General features: G+C 67.4%; 30 protein-coding genes, 1 tRNA gene and 1 riboswitch. Of the genes, 11 read left to right on the forward strand and 20 right to left on the reverse strand.

Going from position 1 to position 24863, the window contains the following annotated elements:
* Window positions 1-39: 39 nt before the first annotated feature.
* From AX672_RS01155 to AX672_RS01165, 3 genes are all read left to right on the forward strand, one after another.
* The gene (locus tag AX672_RS01155; protein ID WP_066646976.1) at window positions 40-765 is read left to right on the forward strand and encodes an EF-hand domain-containing protein; all 726 of its coding nucleotides are present in this window, start codon (window positions 40-42) and stop codon (window positions 763-765) included.
* Window positions 766-875: 110 nt separating this feature from the next.
* Window positions 876-1595 (forward strand): response regulator, encoded by a 720-nt coding sequence (locus AX672_RS01160; protein ID WP_066647212.1) that lies wholly within the window; start codon window positions 876-878, stop codon window positions 1593-1595.
* The gene (locus AX672_RS01165; RefSeq protein WP_331711153.1) at window positions 1570-2961 is read left to right on the forward strand and encodes a HAMP domain-containing sensor histidine kinase; all 1392 of its coding nucleotides are present in this window, start codon (window positions 1570-1572) and stop codon (window positions 2959-2961) included. Before AX672_RS01160 ends, AX672_RS01165 begins: the two co-directional genes overlap by 26 nt.
* On the opposite strand, the gene AX672_RS01170 is transcribed toward AX672_RS01165, so the two are convergent.
* The 15 genes from AX672_RS01170 to AX672_RS01240 form a co-directional block, all read right to left on the reverse strand.
* Entirely contained in the window at window positions 2958-3536 is a 579-nt protein-coding gene (locus tag AX672_RS01170) for a uracil-DNA glycosylase family protein (protein ID WP_066646983.1), read from the reverse strand. The two genes, AX672_RS01165 and AX672_RS01170, sit on opposite strands and share 4 nt — an antisense overlap.
* Entirely contained in the window at window positions 3526-3915 is a 390-nt protein-coding gene (locus AX672_RS01175; RefSeq protein WP_231731109.1) for a DUF488 domain-containing protein, read from the reverse strand. The genes AX672_RS01170 and AX672_RS01175 overlap by 11 nt, the downstream gene beginning before the upstream one ends.
* A gap of 34 nt (window positions 3916-3949) precedes the next feature.
* A complete protein-coding gene (locus AX672_RS18980; RefSeq protein WP_066646986.1) occupies window positions 3950-4507 on the reverse strand; it encodes a TetR/AcrR family transcriptional regulator in 558 nt (185 codons plus the stop codon).
* Window positions 4508-4625: 118 nt separating this feature from the next.
* Entirely contained in the window at window positions 4626-5360 is a 735-nt protein-coding gene (locus AX672_RS01185; RefSeq protein ID WP_066646996.1) for a cupin domain-containing protein, read from the reverse strand.
* A gap of 240 nt (window positions 5361-5600) precedes the next feature.
* A complete protein-coding gene (locus AX672_RS01190; RefSeq protein ID WP_066646999.1) occupies window positions 5601-6122 on the reverse strand; it encodes a histidine phosphatase family protein in 522 nt (173 codons plus the stop codon).
* Window positions 6123-6136: 14 nt separating this feature from the next.
* Complete coding sequence (gene cobS / locus AX672_RS01195; protein WP_231731110.1) at window positions 6137-6913, reverse strand: adenosylcobinamide-GDP ribazoletransferase; 777 nt, start codon at window positions 6911-6913, stop codon at window positions 6137-6139.
* On the reverse strand, window positions 6903-7916 hold the full coding sequence (gene cobT, locus AX672_RS01200; protein WP_066647008.1) for a nicotinate-nucleotide--dimethylbenzimidazole phosphoribosyltransferase: 1014 nt from the start codon (window positions 7914-7916) through the stop codon (window positions 6903-6905). Before cobT ends, cobS begins: the two co-directional genes overlap by 11 nt.
* Window positions 7913-9370, reverse strand: coding sequence for a cobyric acid synthase (locus AX672_RS01205; RefSeq protein ID WP_066647010.1), 1458 nt, complete (start codon window positions 9368-9370; stop codon window positions 7913-7915). Before AX672_RS01205 ends, cobT begins: the two co-directional genes overlap by 4 nt.
* On the reverse strand, window positions 9358-10266 hold the full coding sequence (gene cbiB / locus AX672_RS01210) for an adenosylcobinamide-phosphate synthase CbiB (RefSeq protein ID WP_066647019.1): 909 nt from the start codon (window positions 10264-10266) through the stop codon (window positions 9358-9360). Before cbiB ends, AX672_RS01205 begins: the two co-directional genes overlap by 13 nt.
* Window positions 10263-11039 (reverse strand): ABC transporter ATP-binding protein, encoded by a 777-nt coding sequence (locus tag AX672_RS01215; protein WP_066647223.1) that lies wholly within the window; start codon window positions 11037-11039, stop codon window positions 10263-10265. The genes cbiB and AX672_RS01215 overlap by 4 nt, the downstream gene beginning before the upstream one ends.
* Window positions 11036-11998, reverse strand: coding sequence for a FecCD family ABC transporter permease (locus AX672_RS01220; RefSeq protein ID WP_066647020.1), 963 nt, complete (start codon window positions 11996-11998; stop codon window positions 11036-11038). Before AX672_RS01220 ends, AX672_RS01215 begins: the two co-directional genes overlap by 4 nt.
* Window positions 11995-12822 (reverse strand): ABC transporter substrate-binding protein, encoded by an 828-nt coding sequence (locus AX672_RS01225; RefSeq protein ID WP_066647021.1) that lies wholly within the window; start codon window positions 12820-12822, stop codon window positions 11995-11997. The genes AX672_RS01220 and AX672_RS01225 overlap by 4 nt, the downstream gene beginning before the upstream one ends.
* Window positions 12819-13430, reverse strand: coding sequence for a cob(I)yrinic acid a,c-diamide adenosyltransferase (cobO, locus tag AX672_RS01230; protein ID WP_066647022.1), 612 nt, complete (start codon window positions 13428-13430; stop codon window positions 12819-12821). Before cobO ends, AX672_RS01225 begins: the two co-directional genes overlap by 4 nt.
* The gene (locus AX672_RS01235; protein ID WP_231731111.1) at window positions 13427-14335 is read right to left on the reverse strand and encodes an aminotransferase class I/II-fold pyridoxal phosphate-dependent enzyme; all 909 of its coding nucleotides are present in this window, start codon (window positions 14333-14335) and stop codon (window positions 13427-13429) included. The genes cobO and AX672_RS01235 overlap by 4 nt, the downstream gene beginning before the upstream one ends.
* Before the next feature lie 41 nt (window positions 14336-14376).
* A complete protein-coding gene (locus AX672_RS01240) occupies window positions 14377-16305 on the reverse strand; it encodes a TonB-dependent receptor plug domain-containing protein (protein WP_066647028.1) in 1929 nt (642 codons plus the stop codon).
* Between the two features lie 100 nt (window positions 16306-16405).
* Window positions 16406-16612: riboswitch (cobalamin riboswitch) on the reverse strand.
* Window positions 16613-16639: 27 nt separating this feature from the next.
* Between AX672_RS01240 and cobU the strand changes: the two genes are divergently transcribed.
* Entirely contained in the window at window positions 16640-17143 is a 504-nt protein-coding gene (gene cobU, locus AX672_RS01245; protein ID WP_066647029.1) for a bifunctional adenosylcobinamide kinase/adenosylcobinamide-phosphate guanylyltransferase, read from the forward strand.
* A 52-nt stretch (window positions 17144-17195) separates the two neighbouring features.
* Here cobU and AX672_RS01250 read toward each other — a convergent pair.
* The 3 genes from AX672_RS01250 to AX672_RS01260 form a co-directional block, all read right to left on the reverse strand.
* A tRNA-Leu gene (locus AX672_RS01250) sits at window positions 17196-17280 on the reverse strand.
* Window positions 17281-17325: 45 nt separating this feature from the next.
* The gene (locus tag AX672_RS01255; protein WP_066647030.1) at window positions 17326-17745 is read right to left on the reverse strand and encodes a DUF805 domain-containing protein; all 420 of its coding nucleotides are present in this window, start codon (window positions 17743-17745) and stop codon (window positions 17326-17328) included.
* Window positions 17746-17757: 12 nt separating this feature from the next.
* On the reverse strand, window positions 17758-19266 hold the full coding sequence (locus AX672_RS01260; RefSeq protein WP_066647038.1) for a YifB family Mg chelatase-like AAA ATPase: 1509 nt from the start codon (window positions 19264-19266) through the stop codon (window positions 17758-17760).
* A gap of 109 nt (window positions 19267-19375) precedes the next feature.
* Between AX672_RS01260 and AX672_RS01265 the strand changes: the two genes are divergently transcribed.
* From AX672_RS01265 to yihA, 6 genes are all read left to right on the forward strand, one after another.
* Complete coding sequence (locus AX672_RS01265) at window positions 19376-19702, forward strand: hypothetical protein (protein ID WP_202189203.1); 327 nt, start codon at window positions 19376-19378, stop codon at window positions 19700-19702.
* Between the two features lie 84 nt (window positions 19703-19786).
* Entirely contained in the window at window positions 19787-19921 is a 135-nt protein-coding gene (rpmH, locus tag AX672_RS01270) for a 50S ribosomal protein L34 (protein WP_066647039.1), read from the forward strand.
* A gap of 86 nt (window positions 19922-20007) precedes the next feature.
* Window positions 20008-20325: a ribonuclease P protein component gene (rnpA, locus tag AX672_RS01275; RefSeq protein WP_066647231.1), complete on the forward strand. Its 318-nt coding sequence runs from the start codon at window positions 20008-20010 to the stop codon at window positions 20323-20325.
* Window positions 20325-20549 (forward strand): membrane protein insertion efficiency factor YidD, encoded by a 225-nt coding sequence (gene yidD / locus AX672_RS01280; protein WP_231731112.1) that lies wholly within the window; start codon window positions 20325-20327, stop codon window positions 20547-20549. The genes rnpA and yidD overlap by 1 nt, the downstream gene beginning before the upstream one ends.
* Window positions 20550-20573: 24 nt before the next feature.
* A complete protein-coding gene (gene yidC / locus AX672_RS01285) occupies window positions 20574-22334 on the forward strand; it encodes a membrane protein insertase YidC (protein WP_066647041.1) in 1761 nt (586 codons plus the stop codon).
* On the forward strand, window positions 22331-22990 hold the full coding sequence (gene yihA / locus AX672_RS01290) for a ribosome biogenesis GTP-binding protein YihA/YsxC (RefSeq protein WP_066647043.1): 660 nt from the start codon (window positions 22331-22333) through the stop codon (window positions 22988-22990). The genes yidC and yihA overlap by 4 nt, the downstream gene beginning before the upstream one ends.
* On the opposite strand, the gene AX672_RS01295 is transcribed toward yihA, so the two are convergent.
* On the reverse strand, window positions 22987-23610 hold the full coding sequence (locus AX672_RS01295; RefSeq protein ID WP_066647054.1) for a peptidylprolyl isomerase: 624 nt from the start codon (window positions 23608-23610) through the stop codon (window positions 22987-22989). The genes yihA and AX672_RS01295 overlap by 4 nt on opposite strands.
* 103 nt (window positions 23611-23713) lie before the next feature.
* Between AX672_RS01295 and AX672_RS01300 the strand changes: the two genes are divergently transcribed.
* Window positions 23714-24385, forward strand: coding sequence for a glutathione S-transferase family protein (locus tag AX672_RS01300; protein WP_066647236.1), 672 nt, complete (start codon window positions 23714-23716; stop codon window positions 24383-24385).
* A gap of 16 nt (window positions 24386-24401) precedes the next feature.
* Here the strand turns inward: AX672_RS01300 and AX672_RS01305 are convergent, their stop codons facing one another.
* Window positions 24402-24854, reverse strand: a complete 453-nt coding sequence (locus AX672_RS01305) for a cupin domain-containing protein (protein WP_066647059.1) — start codon at window positions 24852-24854, stop codon at window positions 24402-24404.
* Window positions 24855-24863: the final 9 nt, after the last annotated feature.

Raw genomic sequence — 24863 nt, forward strand, 5'->3', positions numbered from 1 at the left:
ACAGGGAATGACCGGGCTCGCCCGGCAGGAGGATCAACGATGAAACATCGGATCATGGCGGTTGCCTTGCTTGGCGCTGCCGTCACCGGCGCGGCCTGCGCGCAGACCGCCGCCCCGGACCAGCCCGCGCAGCAGCCGCGCCCGATGCGGTACGGCGACACTGACGGCGACGGCGTCGTCACGCGCGCCGAATTCCTCGCCGACGCCGCCAAGCGCTTCGACGCGATGGACGCCAACAGGGACGGCAAGCTGACCGCCGAGGAGCGCAAGGCCGCGCGCGCGAAAATGCGCGCCGATTATCCGCAGCGCCCCGGCATGGGTCCGGCTGGCCCCGGTGGCGACAAGGCAACGGGTCCGGCGGTGCCCCCGTCGGGCGCTCCTGGCGCGGGTGGACGCGGCGCCGGTGGCTTTGGCGGCGGCGGGATGCTTGCGCTGCTCGATACCAATGCCGACGGCAAGCTGAGCCGCGCCGAATTCGGTGCCCCCTTCGAACGGCTCGACGCCAATCGTGACGGCGTGCTCGACGAAGCCGAAATCAAGGCTGCACCGCAGGGCGGCGGTCGCCTCGCTCGCGTGGCGGCGAACAACGGTGGCAAGGTGACGCGCGCGCAATATGACGCACCGTTCAGCCGGATTGATGCCAATGGCGACGGCGTGCTCGACGCAAGCGAGATGCAAGCCGTACGCGATCGGCTGGGTGGTGCCGGTCGCCGCTTCGGCGGACGCGGCCCCCGTCAGAGCGAAGCTGAACTTCAGCCGCAATAACACTCACGAGATGCCGGGGATGCCTCCCCGGTTGCCGGGCGGGCAACTCCCCTCCCTGTCCGCCCGGCGCCCCTTTCCAATCGCCCATCCGGATGCCAAGCCTCGCCAACATGACCGATCAGCCCCATTTGCTGCTTGTCGATGACGAACGATCGATCCGCGAACCCCTTGCGCAATTCCTCTCGCGCCAGGGCTTTCGCGTGACGCAGGCGGCCGATGCCGACTCCGCACGGACGCGGCTGGCGGCCTATGCGATCGACCTTGCCATTCTCGACATCATGATGCCGGGCGAGGATGGGCTCAGCCTCACACGACACGTCCGCGCGACGAGCGACATTCCCGTCATCCTGCTCACCGCGCGTAGCGAGGAAACCGACCGGATCGTGGGGCTGGAAATGGGCGCCGACGATTATGTCGTGAAGCCCTTTTCGCCACGCGAACTGGCAACCCGCGTCAAGGTTGTGCTGCGGCGCGCCGCGAACGGCGGCGCACGGCTGCATCCGCCCGAGGCCAATGCCTATGGCTTTGCCGGCTGGGTGCTCAAGACCGGCGAGCGCGCGCTGATCGACCGCGACGGTGTGTCGGTCGCGCTGTCGACGGGCGAGTATAACCTGTTGCTCGCGCTGGTGCAGCGCCCGCGCCAGGTACTGACCCGCGACCAGCTGCTCGATCTGACGCAGGGCCGCGAAGCCGCCGCCTTCGATCGTGCAATCGACAATCAGGTCAGCCGCCTGCGCCGCAAGATCGAAGCCGATCCGAAACTGCCCGACATCATCAAGACGGTCTGGGGTGGCGGCTATACGCTTGCGGCCGAAGTCCAGCGGCTGTGACCGGCCAGTGATGATCGGGCGGCTGTGGCCGCGCAGCCTGCCCGGCCAGCTGGCGATGCTGGTCGCCATCGCACTGTTCGTTGCCCAGGCGATCAATTTCGCGTTGATCTTTCAGGCACGGCGCCAGGCGCGGTTGCAGGCCGTCGTCGGCCCAGCGGCGGCGCGGATCGCCGATGTCGAGGACCGCATCGCCGCCGGACGGTTCCGCCAGCCCGCCGATGGGCGCGGGCGCGTCCAGATCGTGCCTGCCGATCCGCTAACCAACGACAAGACGCGGCTGGCGGATATCGAAAGCGCGCTGCGCAGCGAACTGATCGATCTTGGCCTCAAGCCCGGGCGCATCGATTCTGCCGTGCGCCCGATCGACCGACGCGACCCGCTTCTCCAGACCTTCGGCCGACGCCAGGCACTGCGCTACCGGCGCTTCGGCGCTGAGCTGATGATCGCGGTCGAGCGACCGAACGGCGGCGGCTGGCTGGTGCTGCGCGCACCGTGGCAGAGCGGTGAGCGCGTGCTGATCTTCTCGCTCGTGGCGCAGACCGTCATTCTTTATGTCGTCGTGCTGCTGCCGATGCTGTGGGCGGCACGACGGATCGCACGCCCGTTGCAGACGCTGGCACAGACCGCACGCCAGTACCGCCCCGGCGATGCCCCAACCCCGCTCGACGAAGCCGGCCCGCATGACGTGCGCGCGGTAATCGCCGCGTTTAACCAGTTGCGCACCCGCGTGTCCGCGATGCTCGACGAAAAGGACCAGATGCTCGGCGCGATCGGCCATGATCTGCGCACCCCGCTGGCGGCGCTGCGCGTGCGGATCGAGTCAGTCGAGGACGATCACGACCGCGCACGGATGGCCGAGACCATCGACGAAATGAGCCGCACGCTCGACGATATCCTGTCGCTCGCGCGGCTGGGGCGGCCGAGCGAGCCGGTGACCGAAGTCGATCTCGTCGCGCTCGTCGAAGCGGTGGTCGATGATTTCGAAGCGCTCGGCGCGACGATCACGATGGCCCCCGCCGACCGTGTGACGCTGCGCCTGCGGCCGGTGCTGATGCGGCGCGCGGTTCGCAACCTGATCGAGAATGCGATCAAATATGGCGGGTCGGCGGATGTCCGGATCGCGGCGCGGCCCAATGACGTCGCAATCTGCATCGCCGATGGCGGTCCCGGCATTCCCGCCGACCAAATCGACGCGGTGTTCGATGCGTTCAACCGGCTCGAGACTTCGCGCAGCCGCGAGACCGGCGGCGTCGGGCTCGGCCTCGCGCTTGCTCGCGCAATCGTGCGCGAGGCGGGCGGCGACATCGCGCTTGCCAACCGGCCCGAAGGTGGGCTCGAAGCCACGATCCGCCTGCCGCGCGGCTAATTCAACGCGGCCCGCACTCGCGCGCGCAGCAGCGGCAGCGTTTCCGCCTCGAACCACGGATTGCGCCGCATCCAGCCGACGACACGCCAGCTCGGATGCGGCAGCGGGAACCACGGCAAATGCCCGTCGGCGCGCCGCACCGCTTCGGTCATGCCGGTAAAGCCCGGCAGGTAGCGCTTCTGCGCATGGATGCCGATCAACAGCGTCAGGCTCACCGCGGGCATCAGCGCCGCAACGCGATCATGCCACAGTGGCGCGCATTCCGGGCGCGGCGGTGCGTCGCCGCCACCGGGGACTGCGCCGGGATAGCAAAAGCCCATCGGCACGATCGCGACCTGATCGGGGTCGTAGAAAGTCGCGGCGTCGATCGCGAGCCACTCGCGCAACCGGTCGCCGCTGGCATCGGTCCAGGGAATGCCCGACGCATGGACCTTGGTGCCGGGCGCCTGGCTGGTGATCCGCAGCCGGGCGCCCGCGCCGAACTGCGCAACCGGGCGCGGCCCGAGCGGGAGATGCGCCTCGCACACGCGGCAGGCCGCAATCTCGCCGCGCAATCGCGCAACGTCAGCCGTCAAGCCCGACCTCGGCCGCGATCATCGTCCGCAGCACCTGCGCCTGATTGTGGCTTTCGTCTTTGGCGCCATAAAGCAAAGTCACCGGCCCCGCGCGCACCAGCGCGATCAGCGCATCGAGCGCGGCGCGCCCTGTCGGTTCGGCCAGTTCGGCGTGATAACGCTCCACGAACTCCACCCAATGCGCGACTTGGTGGTGGAACCAGCGCCGCAGCTCGTTGCTCGGCGCAACCTCTTTAAGCCAATGATCGACCGCCGCCGCCTCACGCGTCAGTCCGCGCGGCCACAACCGATCGACAAGCACGCGCGTGCCGTCCGCCGGATCGGCAGGCAGATAGACACGCTTGATCCGCAACTCAGGCACGATAGCGGTTGCTAGCACGCCGCCGCGCCTGACCCAAATCGGCGAGCCATTTTCATACGCGGTACGCAACCTCTCGCGCTGCCGACACAATCGCCGCACGCATGGTTTCGTCCTCGACCGCGCGCGCCATCGCCGCTGCCCCCACAAGGATCGAGAGCAACGCCCAGCCGCGCTGCATGCCATCTTCGCCGCCGAAGCCGGTGGCGAGCCGCTCGACGATTGGCGCCAGTCGTTCCTGATAGGCAGTGCGCGTCGCCGCATCGGCGCGCGCGGCATCGGCGCTGAAGGTCGGCAGTGCACACGCCTGAGACAGATCGACCGCGAGCCGCTCGCCAAGGTAGAAATCGACGAACGCCCGGTGCCAGTTCGCGCCATGTTCGGCCTGAACATGGGCAAGCCCCTTGTCGAGGAAATCCAGCCCGTCGACCAGCGCCGAACGGAATGCCTTCGCCTTCGACCCGAAATGGGCGTAAAAGGCGCCCGAGGTCAGACCCGCTTCGCGCGCCACCGTGTCGATGCCGGTCCCGCCGAAGCCGCCGAGGCGGAAGCTGCGACCGGCCGCCTCCACCAGCCGTTCCTTCCCCGTTGATACGCCGCGCGGCCTTGCCATCGAACTTTCCCAACAGCACACTGACTAGCGTGCGTTAAAAACATAGCGATCATAATCCAACAAGCAATGTTTGTGCGGCGCCGGCGGTCCGCAACCGCAGGCGCCGCACCACCCCGTCTCAGCGAGCGTGACCTTCGAACGTCACCACTGATGCAGGCGCGCCCTTGGCAGCCGAATAGGAAACTCGGATCGCCCCCTTGGGCAGTACGAAGCTTTGGCCGGCTTCAACGCGCTGCATCGGCAGATTGGCGACCCGCAGATCGATCGCCCCATCGGCAACATAGCCATAGCTCGTGATCGCGCGCACCGGCGCGGTCGCTGCGCTGCCCGGACGCAGGTCGACCCGCTTCACCGCAACCCGTGCCACTGTCGCGCCGCCGGCCAGTGCCGTCGTCATCGTGCGCCGGTCGATTTTGGCCGTCGGCGCCTTGTCGAAGTGGATGAACGGATCGTCCGCACGCTGCCAATTGGTATCGATAAACACCGCTTCTTCGGTCTCCGACCCATTGTCGAAGCGGAGGATGCGGGGCCCGACCGGTTCGTAAAATGCGTCGCCGGCCTTCAGCGTCTGCAGCGGTTGACCCTCGACCTGATAGAGGATCGTGCCCTTGACGACGATGCCGATTGCGGGTGCCAGATGGGTATGGATCGGCGCAGGCTGCCCCGGCAGGAAGTGAAAATCGCCGCCTTCGACCTTCGCCACCGCACGCGGCGCGAAGCGGACGTCGAGCAATGTGGTGGCACGCTGCTCCCCTGCCGAGGCTGGTGCCGCCGCCACGCCGAACGCGAGGCTGGTGGCAACGAAGATGATCGAGCCGATGGCGGTCCCAGCGAGCTTCAATGTCTTGGTCATGATGCAAGTCCCTTGAGCAATCGCGACCGCAACATTGCGTTCGCTATGTTATATATACATAACGATCGATATGTTTCAAGACCAAATCGTCAATCGAGTGCCGCGTTCGAGGTGCAGGCGTGTCGGGCCGCCGACGACGCCGTCGGGTTCCTGATCGGCGACGGTGAAATTGCTTGAATTGGTAAGCAGGTGCGCTGCTCTGGAATCCCCGAGCGGCTTCGTCGAACACTGCCGACGGCGTTAAAGCTCTACGATTTCACCCGGCGGCGGGATGAAACCCGCGAGCGCTGAATAATCACGCCCGGCCAAGCGCATGCGAACGACCGCGATCGGCCCGCCATGCGCTACCACCAGAATGCTGCCATCGCTCGGTAAATCCTGCCACGCAGCCCAGGCGCGCGCGGCGAGTTCGGCCGTGGTCTCGCCGCCGCCCGGGCGAAAGCGTTCGGGATCGGTGATCATTCCGTCCATCGCATCGCCGGTCTCGCGCCAGATCGCGTCCCAGCGACGCCCCTCCCAATCACCAAAGTCGCGCTCGGCCCAGCGCGGGTCAGCCGACAGCGATGCTCCGGAAGCGCGCGCGACAGCTTCGGCAAGCCGCCGCGTGCGGTGCAGCCCCGAATGAATGACGCGGTCGAACCCTTCGGCTGCAAGTGCGGGTACGAGCCGGCGCGCCATCGCCGCGCCCTCCCGGCTCCAGCCCATGTCCGAGCGGCCATAGCAGCGCCCCGCCCAGCCAAGCGCCACCGGCGGATGGCGCATCAGACAGCGCCGACTCACCACGCGGCGGCGCAGGCAAGCAGCAACGCGAGCTGACCGGCATAGGCCGCAAATCCCAGGCAATCGCCAGTGCTCCCGCCGATGCGTCGTCGCAGCAGTGCCGCGAACCAGATCAGGAAGAGCACCGCTGCCGCCAGCGCTGCTGCCACCCGCAGCGGCGCGACGAGCGTAACCCAGGCGACACCGGGCAAGGCGGTCAGCACCGCGATGCCAAGGGTGCCGCGCGGAGGGCGGCCGATGTCCTTGGCAAGGCCTTCGCCCGTCGGGGCCGGCGGGACGATCGCCATTACCGCAACCGCCCAGAGCCTGCCGAACGCCGCCGCGCCGATGATCGCGGGCCAGACCAACGCCGTCGGCAGCGTTGCCATCGTCGCGACGCGCAGTCCGAGCGCCAGCAGAAGACCGAGCGCGCCATAGCTACCGATCCGGCTGTCCTTCATGATCCGGCGCACATCCTCCGCCGTGCGCCCGCCACCGAAAGCGTCGCAGAAATCGGCCACGGCGTCTTCGTGAAAGCCGCCCGTCAGCCATGCCTCGACCGCGAGTGCAATCAGCGCAGCAACAAGCGGCGGCCAGACCGCCCCGGCGACGCCAAAGACGGCAGCGGTGACAAGGCCGATCAGCCCGCCGATTAGCGGCAGCCACCCCGTCGCACGCGCCAAGCCGTCGCGCGCCTGCTCGCCCGACAACCGGTCGAGCGCGGGCACGGGCAACCGGGTGAGGAACTGAACCGCCAGCAGCGGCGGCGCCCACCACGGCGCGTCACGCTGCACTGCCCGCTCCGATCTCGGCCAGCGTCGCCACATCGCGAAGCAGCGCCGCGGCTGAATCGAGCAGCGGCAACGCCACCAGCGCGCCCGTCCCCTCCCCCAGCCGCATGCCCCAGTCGAGCAACGGATCGAGCCCCAGCGCCGCGAGCGCCGCACCATGCCCCGGCTCGGCGGAGCGGTGCGCGGCCACCATTCTGTCGCGAGTGCCGGGGGCGAGCCGCTCGGCGACCAGCGCGGCTGCGGTCGCCACATAGCCATCGATCAGCAGCGTCGCGCGTCCCGCTGCGCCGCTTGCGTAGAAGCCCGCCATTGCTGCGATCTCCAGTCCGCCGACCGCAGCGATGGCGGTGCGCGGGTCGGTGATGTGGCGCGCGCGTGCCACGGCCTCGCGCACGATCCGGCGCTTGGCGATCATCGCAGCGTCATCGGCCCCCGCGCCGCGCCCCACCGCTGCTTCCGGATCGATTCCGACGAGCAGCGCGGTCAGGCACGCGGCGGGCGTGGTGTTGCCGATGCCCATTTCCCCGGCCAGCAAGAGGCGCACGCCATCGCCCAGCGCGTCCGTTGCTTCCTGCTCCCCGACGGCCCATGCAGCGTCGAACTGCTCGACGGTCATCGCATCTCCACGGGCAAGGCTCGCGGTTCCGTTGGCAATCCGCGCCGCGCGATAAATGGGCGGCGGATCGGCCGGGGGAACGCTCGCGACCGCGACATCGACCAGCCGCAACGGGCAGTCCTGCGCCGCTGCCAGCGCGCTCGAGGTTGCGCGGCCCGTCAGGATCGTGCCCACCATCATGCCGGTGACGGCAGCGGGCCATGCCGACACGCCATCGGCGACGACGCCATGGTCACCAGCGAACAGCACAATTCGGCGTGGCCGGGTGGCGGGATCAAGCCGCTGCTGCGTCAGCGCCAGCCGCACCGCCAGATCCTCCAGCCGCCCCAGGCTTCCTTGCGGCTTGGCAAGCGCATCGAGATGCGCGCGGACTTGGGCTTCGTCGATCATGCGGCCTCCCGGGCAATGGCGAGGAGCGCGTCGACATCGACCACTGCCTCCATCTGCGCAGCGATCCGGTCGAGCGCCGCGTCGATGGCGTCATGCCGGTCGAGCCCATCCGACGCCAAACCGAGCAGCGCCAACCAGTGCGCACGCATCTCGGCGCGATCAAACAGCCCATGGACATAGGCGCCGGCGATCCGGCCATCGGCGGCAACCGCACCGTCGTCCTGACCGTCGTCGAAACGGAGCAGCGGGGCCGTGCCCGGCATCGCCTCGGTCACGCCCGCGTGGATTTCATAACCGGCGAAGCGGACGGGCGCCGCTGCAAGCTGGCCTTCGACCGGCCGCACGCGCTTGTCGCGACCGATGACCGTCGTGACGGGGAGCAGGCCCAGGCCCGCGACCACACCCGGCGGTCCCTCGACACCGTCCGGATCGGCGATTTGTGTTCCCAGCATCTGATATCCGCCGCATATTCCCAGAACCCGCCCGCCCCGGCGAACATGCGCTTGCAGATCGATGTCCCAACCCTGCGCGCGCAGAAACGCGAGATCGGCGATCGTCGCCTTGGTGCCGGGCAGGATCACCAGATCGGCGACGGGCAGCGGCTGACCGGGCGGCACCATGTGAAGCGCGACGTCCGGTTCCTGCGCAAGCGCGTCGAAATCGTCGAAATTGGCAATCCGCGACAGCATCGGCACGGCAATCACCGCACACGCCTTTCCCGCCCTTGCCCGCTCCAGCGCCACGGCGTCTTCGGCTGGCAGCAGTGCGGCGTCCGCCAGCCACGGCACGACTCCCAGGCCGGGCCACCCCGTCCGCGCGGCGATCGCTTGGTATCCATCGTCGAACAGCCTTGGGTCGCCGCGAAACTTGTTGATCAGGAACCCGCGGATCATCGCGGCATCGGCGCCGTCGATCACGGCCTGCGTGCCCACCAGCGCCGCGATCACGCCGCCGCGGTCGATGTCGCCGACCAGCACCACCGGCACGCCGGCGGCGCGGGCAAAGCCCATATTGGCGATGTCCCCGGCGCGCAGATTGATCTCGGCGGGACTGCCCGCGCCTTCCACGACGACAAGGTCGCACGCTGCCTTCAGCCGCGCATAGCTTGCGAGCACAGCGTCCAGCAGCTCGGCGCGGCGAAGCTGATATTCTCCTGCACGCAGCGTCATATGGACGCGGCCGTTCAGCACCACTTGCGCGGTGCGATCCGACTGCGGCTTCAGCAGCACGGGGTTCATGTCGGTCGATGGCGCAACTCGCGCGGCAATCGCCTGAAGTGCCTGGGCGCGGCCGATCTCGCCGCCATCGGCAGTCGCGGCGGCATTGTTCGACATGTTCTGCGGCTTGAAGGGGCGCACGCTGAGGCCGCGATTGACGAACAGGCGGCAAAGTCCCGCGACCAGCACCGACTTGCCGACGTCGGAGCCGGTTCCCTGCAGCATCACAGCAGCCATGCGAACCCTCCTGCAATCAGCCAGAGCAACAGGCAGGCGTGACGGTAAATCGCCAGTCCCCGGGCGAGGTCGGCAGCGGTCGGCGCGGCGCCGTCCCCCATCGCGGGCCTGAACGAAGGCTCGCCATCATAGCTGACCGGCCCGCCGAGCCGCACCCCGAGCGCCCCCGCCATCGCCGCCTCGGGCCAGCCGGCATTCGGCGAGGCGTGGGCGCGCGCGTCGCGCACCATCACGCGCCAGCCGCCCCCGACGGCGCAGACCAGCACCCCGGCCAGCCGCGCCGGGACCCAATTCATCACGTCATCCGCGCGCGCCGCTGCCCAGCCGAACGCTGCCAGCCGATCGGTGCGATGCCCGATCATCGAATCGGCCGTGCTTACCAGTTTGAAGACGAACAGCCCCGGCAACCCGCCCACCAGCAGCCAGAAAGCGGGCGCGACGACGCCGTCGCCGAAGCTTTCGGCCAGACTCTCGACTGCTGCCGTCGCGACGCCGCGCGCATCCAGCGCCTCGACGTCGCGCCCGACGATCATCGCAACCGCCTGACGGGCAGCGGCGAGATCGTGGCGGCTGAGTGGCTCGAGCACTTCGGCAACATGATCGTGCAGGCTGCGTTGCGCGAGCCCGGTGGTGGCGATCAGCACCACCAGCGCCCACCCCCAGCCATGACCGACCACAGCCTGAATCGCCCAGCCAGTCGCGGCGGCCAGCGTGGCGAGCACAGCCACCAGCGCGAGCCCCAGCGCTCGACGCCGCAGCGATCCGCCGAAATTCAGCCAGCGCTCGCCCGCCGCTATGGCCGCGCCCGCGGCCATTACCGGATGCCACCAGCGCCGGGGCCAGCCGATCGCTGCCTCGACCACGAGCACGGCAAGAAGCAGCGCGCCGCCATTCATGCCCGCGCAACTGGCAGGATGTAGCGGCGACCCGAGGCAGTCGTGCCGGTCTCCACCGCGACACCATAAGTCTCGCCGAGCAGCGCCGGCGTCAGCACGGCCTCGGCCGCGCCGCTCGCCACCACGCGGCCCTCGCTCAGCAGCACGGCGTCGTCGGCGACGCGGTGCGCGAGGTGAAGATCATGTAGGACCACGATCACGCCCGCGCCACGCGACGCCGCTGCGCGCAGGAGATCGAGCACGTCGAGCTGATGCGCGGGATCGAGACTGGCGAGCGGCTCGTCGGCGAGCAGCCAATCGGGCTCGCCCGCCAAAACGCGCGCGATGAGCACCCGGCCGCGCTCACCGCCGGAGAGCTGCTCGACGCCGCGCGCTGCGAGGTGCGCGACCTCGGTTGCCGCCATGGCCTGCGCCACCGCCGCGCGGTCGGCGGCTGTCTCTCCCCAGCGTCCGCGGTGAGGCAGGCGGCCGAGCGCAACAAGGCTTTGCACATCGACGTTCCAGTGAACGTCGCTCGCCTGCGGCAGAAAGCCGATCCGCCGCGCGCGATCGCGTCGTTCGATCTCCAGAATGGCGCGATCGCCGAGCATGGCCGCTCCGGCATCCGCGGTCCGGAGCCCGGCCAGACAGGCAAGCAGGCTGCTCTTGCCGGCGCCGTTCGGGCCGAGCAATGCGGTCACGCGCCCCGGCCGACACGCTGCCGTCACCCGGTCGAGCACGGTGCGCCCGCCCAGCCGCAGCGTCAGCGCGCGCGTGTGCAGGACTTCGCTCATGCCAGCCGTCGCCGCATCGACACGAGCAACCACAGGAAGAATGGCCCGCCGAGCATCGACATCGCAATGCCGAGCCGCAGTTCGCTGACTGTCGGCGCCAGCCGCACCAGGCTGTCGGCAAGCGTCAGCAGCAGCGCACCGCCGAGCGCCGACGGCAGCAATACCGCCGACGGCTTGCCGCCAGCCAGCGGGCGCACCAGATGCGGCACGATCAGCCCGACGAAGCCGATCACCCCGGCTGCCGCCACCGACGCGCCAACCGTCAGCGCGGTGCCCAGGATCACCGTCAGCTGCAACCGGCGGGGATCGACGCCCAAGGATCGCGCCGCCGTCTCGCCGAGTGTCAGGGCATCGAGCGACCGCGCCGTTGTCGTCAGCACCGCGACGCCCAGCCCGATCAGCGGCAACGCCACGCGAACATCATCCCAGCTGCGGTCCGTCAGCGCGCCCATCAGCCAGGTTACGATCTGCGCGCTGACGAAAGGAGTCGGGGCCAGGCTGATCGCCAAGGCGGTCGCCGATCCGGCGATCGACGTCAGGATCAGCCCGGCGAGCGTGAACAGGATGAGACTCCCGGAACGCCCGGCGATCAATGCCAGCGCCGCCATCGTGCCGGCGGCCCCCGCGAGCGTAAAGCCCGGCAACAGCCACGCCTGCGCCGCATAGCCGAAATAGAGCGAGAGCACCGCACCCAGCGCTGCGCCCGACGATACGCCAAACAGCCCCGGGTCGGCGAGCGGATTGCGCAGATAGCCCTGCATCACCGCGCCGGTCAGGCCAAGCGCTGCACCTACCCCCAGCGCCAGCACCGTCCGCGGCAGGCGGAGTTCGGCAATGATGATCGCCCGCGGATCGCCGCCGCCCCAGGCATCCAGCGGCACCCATATCTTGCCTGCAGCAACCGACAGCAGCGCGGCGGCAAGGCACCCCAGTGCCAGCCAGATCGACAGGCGCGTCATAGCGCGAGCCCCCGCCGGACATCCTTCAGCCGCGCCATCGCCTCGATAATGGTCGGCCCGCCGCAGTGCATCAGCCGCTCGGGATAGGGTGAAATGCGAATATGTGTACCCAGCCGCCGGATCGCCGGGTGTTGGGTCAGCCGGTCCGTGCCGAGCTCGGCTGCGGCTGGCGAGAACAGGATGCGGGGCGGCCGGGCGACCAGCGGTTCCAGCCCCAGCACGTCCCAGCGCTTCAGGCCGTAACCCGCACTCGCATTGGCAAAGCCTGCGCGCGAAAGCAGGTCGTCCGGCAACGTGCCCGTTCCTGGCGTCAGGCCACCGGTTTGCCAGATCAACGCGGCGACCGGCTCAGCCGCGGTCGGGGTCGCGGCGATTTCCACGGCCCGCGCCAGCGCGTCGCCGCGCGCCGGATGGCCCAGCCGACGGCCGATGTCGCGGATCTGCGCGATGCTCTCCGCCACCGTCGCCGGAACGGGATATTCGACCAGCTTGATGCCCACCCGCCGCAGCGCGGCCACGGTTGCAGGCTGGACATGCGCGCCGCTCAGGACGACCGTGGGACGCAGCGCGACAATCTCTTCGGCGGTGCCAGAAGTGGCGCGAAAGCGTCGCGCCCAGCCGAGCGGCACCGAGGTTGCGTCCGGGTCCTGCGAATAGTGGCTAATCGCCGCAATCTGTTGCGGATCGGCAAGGTGCCGCAGCATGGCATCGACACAGGGATTGATCGACGCAACGCGCAGGGCCGACGGGCTGTCGGGCGCCGCCGCCGGTGCGCAGCTCGTGGTCGCGGCAAGCGCCAGCAGAGAGGCGACCAGACGCCTCAAAACTCGATCCCGCGCTGCGCCTTGAATCCGGCCTTGTACGGATGCTTCACTTCGGCGAACTCGGTCACCAGATCGGCAATATCGGTCAGCGCGGGGCGCGCGCCACGCCCGGTGATGCAGATATGCTTGGTCAGCGGCCGTTCTTTCAGGAATGCGAGCACTTCGTCGAACGGCAGCGTATCGTCGCGCAGCACGATGTTGAGCTCGTCGAGGATGACCAGCTCATAGGCCGGATCAAGGATCAGCGCCTTGGATCGCTCCCACGCGGCCCGCGCCGCGCGGATGTCGAGCGCGCGATCCTGCGTGTCCCAGGTGAACCCCTCGCCCATCACCTCATAGGTCAGAAGCTCTGGATTGGCCTCGAAGAAATTGCGCTCGCCCGTCTCCCACTTGCCCTTCACATATTGGACGATCGCAACCTTCATGCCCCAGCCGAGGCTGCGCATCGCCATGCCGAATGCGGCGGTCGACTTGCCCTTGCCGTTGCCGGTGTGGACGATCAGCAGCCCACGCTCGAGCGTGCGCCGTTCCTGCATCCGGGCTCGTGCCGCAGCGACTCGCTTCATTCGCGCATTGTGGCGGGCAAAGGCTTCTTCAGACTCGGTCATGGGTGGTCCTTCATAACGTCAGCCAAACGCGCGAGCTGGGCATCGTCGGCAGGCAAGCCGATGCGCAGTCGGCTCGGGGTCTCGGCGAAAGGTCGGGCAAGAATGCGCTGGCTGGCAAGGCGGCGGAACAAGTCATGCGCGTCTGCCACCTCGATCAAGCGAAAAAACGGCGTGCTTCCAACCACTGCGACAGCCGCAGCAACCATTACGCTATCGAGCTTCTCGCCCATATCGGCAAGGCGCCTGCGCTGCGCCGCGCCCCACGCATCGTCGGCATAGGCCAGACGACCGGTCGCCAATGCCGGGGCCGAAATCGGCCAATCGCCGAGCAGTGCGCGCAGGTGCCCTGCGATGCGCGGGGCCGCGATGACGAACCCCAGCCGCAACCCCGGCAATCCGAAGAACTTCCCGAACGAGCGCAGCACCACCAGTTGGTCGAGCGCGACATCGGCGACTGACCGCTGCGGATCGATATCGGCATAGGCTTCGTCGACGACCAGCGTCATCCGGCTGGCGAGATCAAGCAATTCGCCACGGTCAAAACAGCGTCCGTCCGGGTTGTTGGGATTGGCCAGGATGAGCAGGTCGTGCTCCCCGCCGCACGTCCACGCCACCGCATCGGGCCAGGCGAAGCGGTGGCCGGCATAGCCGGGAACGAGCCGGGCCGGCGACCGCGCGGGCAGCAGCATTCCCAGCAAGCGCAGCGCCATATCGGTGCCGGGCACAGCAACAACCTCACGCGCTGTCGGGACGCCGAAGGCTGCGCGCGCGGCAGCCTCCAGCGCCGCGAGCGCGCCGGGTTCGGGAAGACGATCCAGCGCCGAGGCAGGTGCAGGATAGGGCCAGGGCGCGATGCCGGTCGACAAGTCGATCCAGTCGCCATCACCGAACCGCGCACGAGCCACCGCCAGCCGCCCGCCGTGTTCACAAAAGGGTGCCAGATCGATCAAAAGCCCACACGCACCCCGCCATAAGCGGCGCGACCCGGCTGCGCATATTGGAAGATCGTCTCGTAACGTTCATCGAACAGATTCTCGATGCGTCCATAAAGCGCAATCTGCCGGTTCAGCGGGATGCTCGCCCGCAAATCGACCAGAGTGTAGCCCGCAAGCCGACGCGTGTTGCTCGCATTGTCGAAGCTGGACCCGATCTGCGTGACCGTCGCGCCGGTCTCGAGCCCGAACTTCCAGCGATAGTCCGCCAACAGCGTGAGGCTTTGCGACGGCCGCCGCGCCAGCCGCGCGCCGAAGCTCGCGCCGGGCGTCTCGTTGATCGCCCGCAGATAAGTGTAGCTCGCGGTGACCCGCAGCGCGGCACTCGGCCGCAGCGTCAGCCCAGCTTCGAGGCCTTCGGCAGTGGCGCGCGTGATATTGTCGTAAGTGCCACTCGGTCGCCCCACACAGATGCCGGTCAGCGGCCGCGGACACGACACAAAAACAATCAGGTCGCGCGAATCCCTGCGAAACCATGTTGCCTCCGCGGTGATCGCGCCGGCCAGCAAGCGCTGGGTAATGCCGACATCCAATCCGCGCGATCGTTCGGGACGCAGCAAGGCGTTGCCGAATTCGCTTTGCAGTTGAAACAGCGTCGGCGCCTTGAAGCCTTCGGAATAGCTCGCGCGCAGCGTCGTTGCACCTGCGTTCGGTGACCACACGCCGCTCGCCGATGCCGTCGTCACCCCGCCGAACAGGTTATGGTCGTCATAACGAACGCCACCGGTCAGCGTCAGGCCGGTCATCGGCGTCAGCAGGATTTGCCCATAGATGCTGTCGATCTGCGTCCGGCCCCGGACGGCGGCGCCACCGTTGCTCGACGAAGTGAAGCGACTGACTTCATGCTCGACGCCAAACGTCGCGCTCATCGGTCCAACGTCGACCACACCCTGATACTCGATCCGCGCATTGCGGCCGACGCCGCGAAAGGTCTCCGGGCTGGCCAGCGCGGGATTTTCGTTGCGTCGCCGGGTATCGGTCAGCGCATAGCCAAGACGGTTGCGGAACTTGCCGTCGAACAGCGTCACGTTGAGGCCAGCATAGCCAAGCGCCTGACGGGTCAGGCTGTATTCGGGCGTATCGCCCAGCGCCGAGCCGACAAAGCCATCGATGTCAGTCCGGCTGTCGGCGTAGAAGCCGCGCAGATCGACCGACACGTCGCGCGTCAGGGTCAGCGTTGCGCTGCCGTTGGCGGCATAGTTGCGATAGCCATCGGCTTCGCGCCCGCTTGCCGCCGCCGAAATGCCTTCTGACTCAAACCATCCGCCCCCGACGCTGAGCGCGAGCGGCCCCGCTTTCCCCGAAGCATTGGCAAAAGCCTGACCGGTTGCAAAGGAACCACCCTCGGCCCGACCGTTGAGCTTGAGGGTAGCGGTCGGCTGGCGCGTAATCAGATTGACCACCCCGCCGATCGCTTGGCTGCCCCACAGCACCGATTGCGCCCCGCGCACGACTTCTACGCGGTCGATGTTGCCGATCAGCAGTGGCCCGAAGTTGAACCCGCCGCCGGGGGAGGACGGATCGTTGAGCTTGATCCCGTCGATCAGCGCGACCGTCTGGTCGGTTTCGGCGCCCCGGATATTGACCGATGTATTGGTGCCGACGCCGCCGTTGCGGCTGATCGTCACGCCCGGCGTCTGGCGGAGCAGGTCGGCCACGACGCTCGACTGGCGACGCCGGATCTCCTCGCGATCGATCACGGTTACTGACTGGCCGATCCGGTCGAGCGGCTGGGCGGTCCGGTTGGCCGTCACCACCACCGATTCGCGCGTCGTGGCATCCTGAAGGCCCGCAACCGATTGCGCAGGCGTCGCGGTTTGCGCCCAGGCGGGCGCAGTCGCAGCGAAGAGCGGCGACAAACTCAGCAATGTAAGACGATTCATGATCCTCCTCGCGTTTCAACAGCGGGCACGCAGCAGCGCACCCCGACAATGTCGTCACGCGAGGAAAATCCCCGATCGCCCGGCACACCCCGTCCGCGCGAAGGACAGACTGCGACGGGCAGGTCTCCTGGCTCCCAGATCATCGGATCGTCCGGCCTTCCCAAGCTCCAAACAGCTCAGTGGCACGCGAGGGACGAACCTCACTGGTCACAGTTGCGGGGGCAGCCCCGGGCTACCTGATCGCTCGATCAGGCTTCCGGGTTCCCTTTTGATCCCATTGCTGGGAACCTGTCGCCCGGTCGCATTAGGCGCAGAGGTGAGTTAGGGCAAGCCGATGCACGGTTCCCTCCTTTTCATCGGCGGCGCCCGCTCGGGCAAAAGCAGGCTCGCGCAGGCGGAAGCCGAGCGCGGCGCCGATCCGCTTACCTATATCGCCACCGCCCAGGCCTTCGATGATGAAATGGCCGATCGCATTGCGCGGCACCGGGGCGATCGCGGCCCGCGCTGGCTCACGATCGAGGCGCCGATCGACCTTGCCGCCGCGATCCGCCGCACGACCGCGGGCACGCTGCTGGTCGATTGCCTGACGCTGTGGCTGTCGAATCTGATGCTGGGCGAGCATGACGTGGCATCGGCGCGCGATGAGCTGGTTGCCCTCGTCCGCGATCCGCCCGTCCCCATGATCCTGGTGTCGAATGAAGTCGGCATGGGCATCGTTCCGGAAACGCCGCTCGGCCGCGCCTTTCGGGACGAAGCCGGTCGGCTCAATCAAGCCGTCGCCGAAGCCGCAACGCGCGTGAAACTGGTCGTCGCCGGCCTGAGCATCGACCTGAAATAGCGTCGGTGGCCAAGCAAGCTGCCGTTGAGGTTGCCGAGGACCGGTCAGGAAATGGTGCGGGCGGTCGGGCTCGAACCGACACTCCTTGCGGAACCGGATTTTGAGTCCGGCGCGTCTACCAGTTTCACCACGCCCGCACGTCCGACCGCGCGCTTAACCCGGCGCCCGCCCGGACACAAGGGTCAGCGGAACACGGTGTCGAGGTCTTCATCGGGCCGCTTCGGATCGGGGCCGAAGCGGTTGGGGCCGTGTGTGCCTTCGAGGCACATGAACACGAGCAAGATCAAACCCCCGATGTAGGGAATGAAGCCGAGCAGGATGAACCAGCCGCTCTTGTCCTGATCATGAAAGCGCCGCACCTGAACGGCAAGCGAGGGAATGATAATGGAGAGATAGAAGGCAGACAGGACCGCAAGAAAGATGATTGACCCTGCGCCAGGATCGCCGCCCCGGTTTCCGCCGAAATCGGTAAAGACGAAGAATGGAACCACGAGCAACAGGGCGAGTATGGTACCCCCCAGCGTGAACATCCAATATTCCAATCGCCGCGACCGGCCTTGAAAATCGGCGTAGCGCTTGAGCGGCAAGATCATCCATTCCATCGATTTCCCCCTTCAGTTGCGCGGCGCCTGCCGCCGGTAACTCAATGCCTCGGCGATATGAATGCGACCGACCGCGTCACTGCCCGCCAAATCCGCGATCGTGCGCGCGACGCGTAAAATTCGGGTATAGCCGCGCGCCGACAGCCGCATTGCTTCCGCCGCTTGGGCGAGCAGCTTGCGGCCCGGTTCGTCGGGCGTCGCGTGATCGTCGAGCAGCGGCCCGTCGGCCTCGGCATTGGTCCGCGCGGCATGACCGTCATAGCGGTCGCGCTGGATTGCCCGCGCCACCGCGACGCGCGCCGCAACTTCGGCCGATCCTTCGGCTGGCGGCGGCAGGATGAGGTCGGCGGCGCTCACCGCCGCGACCTCGACATGCAGATCGATGCGGTCGAGCAGCGGCCCCGACACTTTCGCCTGATAATCCGCGGCACAGCGCGGAGCACGCGAGCACGCCAGCGCTGCGTCGCCGAGATGCCCGCAGCGGCACGGGTTCATCGCCGCGACCAGCTGGACACGCGCCGGAAAGGTCACATGCGCGTTGGCGCGCGCGACGCTGACGGTGCCGGTCTCGAGCGGCTGGCGGAGCGAATCGAGCACCGCGCGCTGGAATTCGGGCAGCTCGTCAAGGAACAGCACGCCGAGATGCGCGAGGCTGACTTCGCCCGGCTTGACCTTCAGCCCGCCGCCGGTGAGCGCTGCCATCGACGCTGAATGATGGGGGCTGCGGAACGGCCGGGTCCGCGTCAGTCGCCCGTTCTGGAGCGTGCCCGCGACGCTGGCGACCATCGACACCTCCAGCGCCTCGGCCGAATCGAGCGGCGGCAAAATGCCCGGAAGGCACGAGGCGAGCAGCGACTTGCCCGAGCCCGGCGGCCCCACCATCAGCAGATTATGCCCGCCCGCCGCCGCGATTTCGAGAGCGCGCTTGGCGGTTTCCTGGCCCTTCACCTGCTTCAGATCGGGGCCGTGGCCCGGCGGGTCGGCTTCGCCCGGCGCGGGCGTCGCGAGCAGGCCATGGCCCTTGAAGTGATTGAGCAGGCTTAGCAGGTCCGGGGCGGCGATGACTCCGATCGCCCCTGCCCACGCCGCTTCGGATCCTTGCGCGGCGGGACATACCAGCCCCTTGCCATGTTCCGATGCATGCAGCGCCGCCAGCAGCACCCCCGGCGACGGCGCGATCCGGGCGTCGAGCCCGAGCTCGCCAACGATCACATAGTCCGCGAGCGTCTCGGCATCGACCACGCCCATCGCCGCAAGCAGCCCGACCGCGATCGGCAGGTCATAATGCGACCCTTCCTTGGGCAAGTCGGCGGGCGAGAGATTGACGGTGATCCGCTTGGGCGGCAGCGCGAGGCCGAGCGCCGCGATCGACGCCCGCACTCGCTCGCGGCTTTCGGCGACGGCCTTGTCGGCCAGGCCGACCACGTTGAACGCCGGCACACCGGGAGCGAGTTGCACCTGCACGTCGACCGCACGCGCCTCGAGCCCGAGATACGCCACTGTCGATACGATCGCGACCATGCCCCTGAAGCCCCCCGCACGCCGGCTAATCGCCTGTTCATAACGGCTTTCCAGAATGGGGGAAGTCGCTGCCAGCACCTGTCTTGTAGTCCTAATACACGAGCCCCATATGCACCGAGTGACGCGTACCGCCCTTCCCCGCCGCAATCCTGCCTTGCGGACGCTGCTGACCGGCGTCGGGCTTACGCTCGTCATCGTGTCGCCTGCCGTCGGCATCATTCCCGGTCCCGGCGGCATTCCGGTGTTTGCGGCGGGGCTCGCGCTGATGCTGCGCAATTCGGACCGGGCAAAACGGGTGTTCGTGCGCGCCAAACGTCGCTGGCCGCGGATCGGCCATTATGCCGATCTCGGTCTGCGCCGCGGGAGTGCCAGGCGTCGGCGCGCGCGCGACAAGGCGCTTAAAGTCGGTCACGAAGCGAGCAGTGCAGCGAATTGACAATCAGCGCACACTTGGCTAACGGAGCCGCTTGCATGGCCGCCTGTTTCGGGCGGCCTTTTTCTGTCGATCAGGGAATGAGTGATGAAGCGGACCTTCCAACCGAGCAATCTGGTGCGTGCCCGTCGCCACGGCTTCCGCGCGCGGATGGCGACGGCGGGCGGTCGCAACGTGCTCCGCGCCCGTCGCGCGCGCGGCCGCAAGAAGCTGTCGGCCTGACCCCGCCCGTCGGCGCTGCCGACAGACGGATGGCCTTCGGCGATGCCGACAGACTAATGGCCGTCGGCACTGCCGACATACGCACAATGGCGCGCCGCGCGGATTTTCTGGCGGCGAATAGTGGCAAGCGCGCGCCCATGCCGGGCTTTGTCCTGCTCGCGCGTGACCGTGCCGACAATGATCCGGCAATGCGCATCGGCTATACCGTTACCAAGAAAATCGGCGGCGCGGTGGTGCGCAACCGGCTGAAGCGCCGCCTGAGGGCGCTGGCTCGCGAGTTGCTGCCCGAGGCTGGCCTTGCCGGCCATGACCATGTGCTGATCGGCCGCAGCGACGGCGTCACCCGCGATTTTCAGCAGCTGCGCGCCGACCTGCGCCGCGCGCTCGCCAAGCTGGCGCGATGATGCTCGACCGGCTGGCGTCAGGGGTGCTGATCGCGCTCGCGCGGGCGTGGCAATTGGGGCCATCGGTGGTGCTGCCGCCAAGCTGTCGCTTCACCCCCTCCTGTTCGGCCTATGCAATCGAGGCGCTTCGCCGCTATGGCGCCGCCAAGGGTGGGTGGCTTGCCGTCCGACGGATCGCGCGCTGCCATCCATGGGGCGGGCACGGGCATGATCCGGTGCCGTGACTTTGATCGATCGGGGAATCCCAAGTGAGTGACGACAACCGCAATCTGATTATCTTCGCGATCATCGCGGCGTTGATCCTGCTTGGCTGGCCGCTGGTCGCGTCCCGGCTGTTGCCCCCGGCCCGCCCGCCGGTGACGAAGATCGAGAACACCCCGGCGAAGCCCGCCAACAGTGCCACGCCCGCGGCGGTCGAAGGCGGCAAGCAGGCGCTGCGCGATCGCGCTGTCGTGCTGCGCGAAACGCCGCGTGTCGCGATCTCAACCCCATCGGTGAAGGGATCGATCAACCTGCAAGGCGCGCGTCTCGACGATCTGGTGCTGCTGCGTCACCGCGAAACGGTCGACAAGAAATCGCCCCCCGTGCGGCTGCTGTCGCCTTCGGGGGCGGCTCAGAGTTATTTCGCACGCTTCGGCTGGACCGGCGCTGCCGGCGCTGTGCCCGACAAGGACACGCTGTGGACTGCCGACGCGCCGCAGCTGACCCCGCAGCGTCCGGTGACGCTGAGCTGGGTCAATCCGCAGGGCGTGCGCTTCCAGCTCAAGATTTCGGTCGATGCGAACTATATGTTCACGATCGCGCAGTCGGTCGGCAATCCCGGCCCGGCACCGCTGACGGTGCAGTCGCGCTCGGTGATCTCGCGTACCGGGGTGCCCAGCGAGATCGACAATTGGGCCAACCATGTCGGTCCGGTCGGCGTGTTCGGCCCGGGCGCGAATTACGACATCACCTATCAGAATCTGCAGGGCAATGATCCGACGATCTGGGCAAAGATGTCGGGCACCTCGGCGAAGGCGGGCGACAATTACTTCGACCATCGCGGCGGCTGGCTGGGTTTTGGCGATATTTATTGGCTGACCGCGCTGATCCCCGACCAGAGGACGCAGGTGCGCGCGGGGTTCCGCGGCGCGCCGGGCGACGTCTTCAATGCCGACTATACCAGTGCGCCGGTTACCGTCGCACCGGGCAAGGTCGTGACCCAGACCGCGCGCTTCTTTGCAGGCGCCAAGGAAGTGACGGTGATCGACGGCTATCAGGACAATGTGAAGGATGGGGCAGGCATCGCCAATTTCGACAAGGCGATCGACTGGGGCTGGTTCCGCGTCATCGAAAAGCCGATCTTCTATTATCTGTCGTTCCTGTCGCAGCTGATCGGCAATTTCGGCTTCGCGATCATCGCGCTGACGATCACCGTGCGCGGCCTGCTGTTCCCGATCGCCCAGCGCCAGTTCGCGTCGATGGCGAAGATGAAGGCGATCCAGCCGAAGATGAAGGCGTTGCAGGAACGCTACAAGGACGACCGCGAACGCCAGCAAAAGGAAATCATGGCGCTTTACAAGGCGGAGGGCGCCAATCCGCTCGCGGGCTGCCTGCCGGTGCTACTGCAGATCCCGATCATGTATGCGCTTTATAAAGTGCTGCTGCTGACGATCGAAATGCGCCACCAGCCGTTCGTGCTGTGGATCCGCGACCTGTCGGTGCCCGATCCGGCGACGATCCTGAACCTGTTCGGGCTGCTGCCCTTTACGGTGCCCGCCTTCCTCGCGATCGGGGTGATTCCGGTGCTGCTGGGCGTGTCGATGTACTTCCAGTTCAAGCTCAACCCGGCGCCGATGGACGAGGCGCAGAAGCAGGTATTCGCGATCATGCCATGGATGCTGATGTTCGTGATGGCACCGTTTGCGGTCGGGTTGCAGCTCTACTGGATCACCTCGAACGTGCTGACCATCCTCCAGCAGCGGATGCTCTATGCCCGCCACCCGGAGATGCTGGCGCCGATCAAATGAGCGACGACAACACCGACGACGGCATTTTCGACGCCGAGGCAATCGAGGCGGCCCGCAAGCTGTTCGCCGGGCCGATCGCGTTCCTGAAATCGGCGCCGGGGCTCGAGCATCTGCCCGACCCGGTGGTGCCCGAAATCGCCTTTGCCGGGCGGTCGAACGTCGGCAAGTCGTCGCTGCTCAACGCGCTCACCGGCCGCAATGGCCTTGCGCGCACGTCGAACACGCCGGGGCGCACGCAGGAACTCAACTTCTTCGATGTCGGCGCGCCGCTCGCGTTCCGGCTGGTCGACATGCCCGGCTATGGCTTCGCCAAGGCGCCCAAGGACGTCGTCAAGAAATGGCGCTTCCTGATCAATGATTTCCTGCGCGGCCGCCAGGTGCTGAAGCGCACTCTGGTGCTGGTCGATGCACGCCACGGGTTGAAGGACGTCGACCACGAGATTCTGGACATGCTCGACAAGGCAGCGGTCAGCTATCGCCTCGTGCTGACCAAGGCCGACAAGATCAAACCGACCGAACTCGCCGCCGTGACCGAAGCGACCGCCGCCGAAGCTCGCAAGCACCCCGCCGCGCATCCGCAAGTGCTGAGCACATCGAGCGAAAAGGGCTTCGGCATCGCCGAACTCCGCGCCGCGGTGGTCGAAGCGACGCGCTAGCGCGGGATTTTTTCCAGCCACTGGCGCGGCCGCGCAGTGGGCTTGGGGCGCCCGTCGAGCCGCACCATCCGGATCACCTTGATCGGATTGGCGAGCATCTGCCCGCGCGTCACTTCATTGCCACCCGTGGTCGGCGCGGCGAGGATCTTGCGGACGACATCCATCCCCGCCACGACATGGCCGAAGGCGGCATAGCCCTTCGAGGTCTTGCTGGCATCGAGCGACGGGATCGGCCCCACGCAGATGAAGTAATTGCCGCCCGCCGATTTCGGGTCGTCGTGCCGCGCCATCGAAATGGTGCCGTCGAGATGCTTGATGCCGGTCTTGTCGGTCGTCTCGAGCGGGAATGGCGGCAGGATGCGGCGCGCGTCGGTCTTGATCCCGCCCTGCACGAAGCCGAAGCGCGGATCGGTCTTTTTGCGTGCTGACCGATAAAAGGTGGTGCCGTCGAACCGGCCATCATCGACATAGGCAAGGAAATTCGCCGTCGTCGCCGGTGCGCGCCGCGTGTCGAGCGCGACCGTGATCGACCCGATGGTGGTTTCGATCCGGACACGGACCAGCCCCGCACTGCCCTTCGCCAATGCTGCACCCGGCAGCAGCCAAACGGCGAGCAACATGGCCAAAAAGAGAGGCGTCGACACGACCAGACTTCTCCAAGATACGATTGCGGCGCACCGCTCGCCGGTTGCCGCCGCGCGAGCCCGCCGCTATCCCGACAACATGCTCAAGCTCATCATCGGCAACAAGGCCTATTCATCCTGGTCGCTGCGCGGCTGGCTCGCGTGCAAGCTGTCGGGACTGCCGTTCGAGGAAGTGGTCGTGCCGCTCTACGACGCCGATTGGGACAAGCGCCGCGAAGGCGATGAGTTCGCGCCGTCGAGCGGCAAAGTGCCGATCCTGTGGGACGGCGATACGGTGGTATGGGATTCGGTCGCGATCATCGCCTATCTCGACGAGCTGACCGGCGGCGAGAAATTCTGGCCCAAGGACCGCGCCGCGCGCGCGATGGCCTATTCAATGGCGGCCGAAATGCACTCGGGCTTTGCCGCGCTCCGCCGCAAGCACAGCATGAACATTCGCCAGGCCTTTCCGCCGCAACAGCCCGACGACGATGTGCTCGCCGATCTGCAGCGGATCATGGAACTCTGGGCACAGGCCCGCGCGCGCTTCGGCGGCGAGGGGCAGTTCCTGTTCGGCGATTTCGGCGCGGTCGACATCATGTACGCGCCGGTCTGCACGCGCATCATCACCTATTCGCTACCGATCGCGCGCTTCGCCCCGCCCTATATCGACGCGGTGATCCAGCACCCCTTCATGCAGGACTGGATCGCGTCGGCGCAGGAAGAAGAATGGGTGATTGAGCAGTTTGAGAAGCCGCCCGCAAAGGCATGATCGCTCGATTGCGCCGTCAAGTGGTGTAAGGCGTCCCGTCTTTCCGTGTGAAGGTGCTGTCATCGAACAGCATGTCGATGTCGGAATAGCCGCCCTTCCCCTGCTGGTTCCCCGCACCGACCGCGATGAAGATGCAGTCGGCGTCCGACCGGTTCTGCAAATGGTGACCATCGGTATTGCCCATCGGAAACGCCGCGCAGTCGCCCGCGCGCAACAGCGTCTCGCCGCCATCCTCGACGAGCACCGCTTCACCCGACAGGATCACCACGAACTCATCCTCATCGTCGTGCCAGTGGCGCTGCGACGACCAGGCGCCGGGTTTGAGCGTCACCTGGCTCACCCCCATTGCGGTCAGCCCGCCGACGGGTCCCAAACGCCGATACCAGCGCCCCTGAACAGCCGCATCGAAGGGCGGCGGATAGCCGGTGGTGTTGAGGTGGGGGATTGTGTCGAGATCGAGCTTGGGCAAGACCGCCTC

Source organism: Sphingomonas sp. CCH10-B3 (assembly GCF_001556185.1).
Classification (GTDB): domain Bacteria; phylum Pseudomonadota; class Alphaproteobacteria; order Sphingomonadales; family Sphingomonadaceae; genus Sphingomonas; species Sphingomonas aquatica.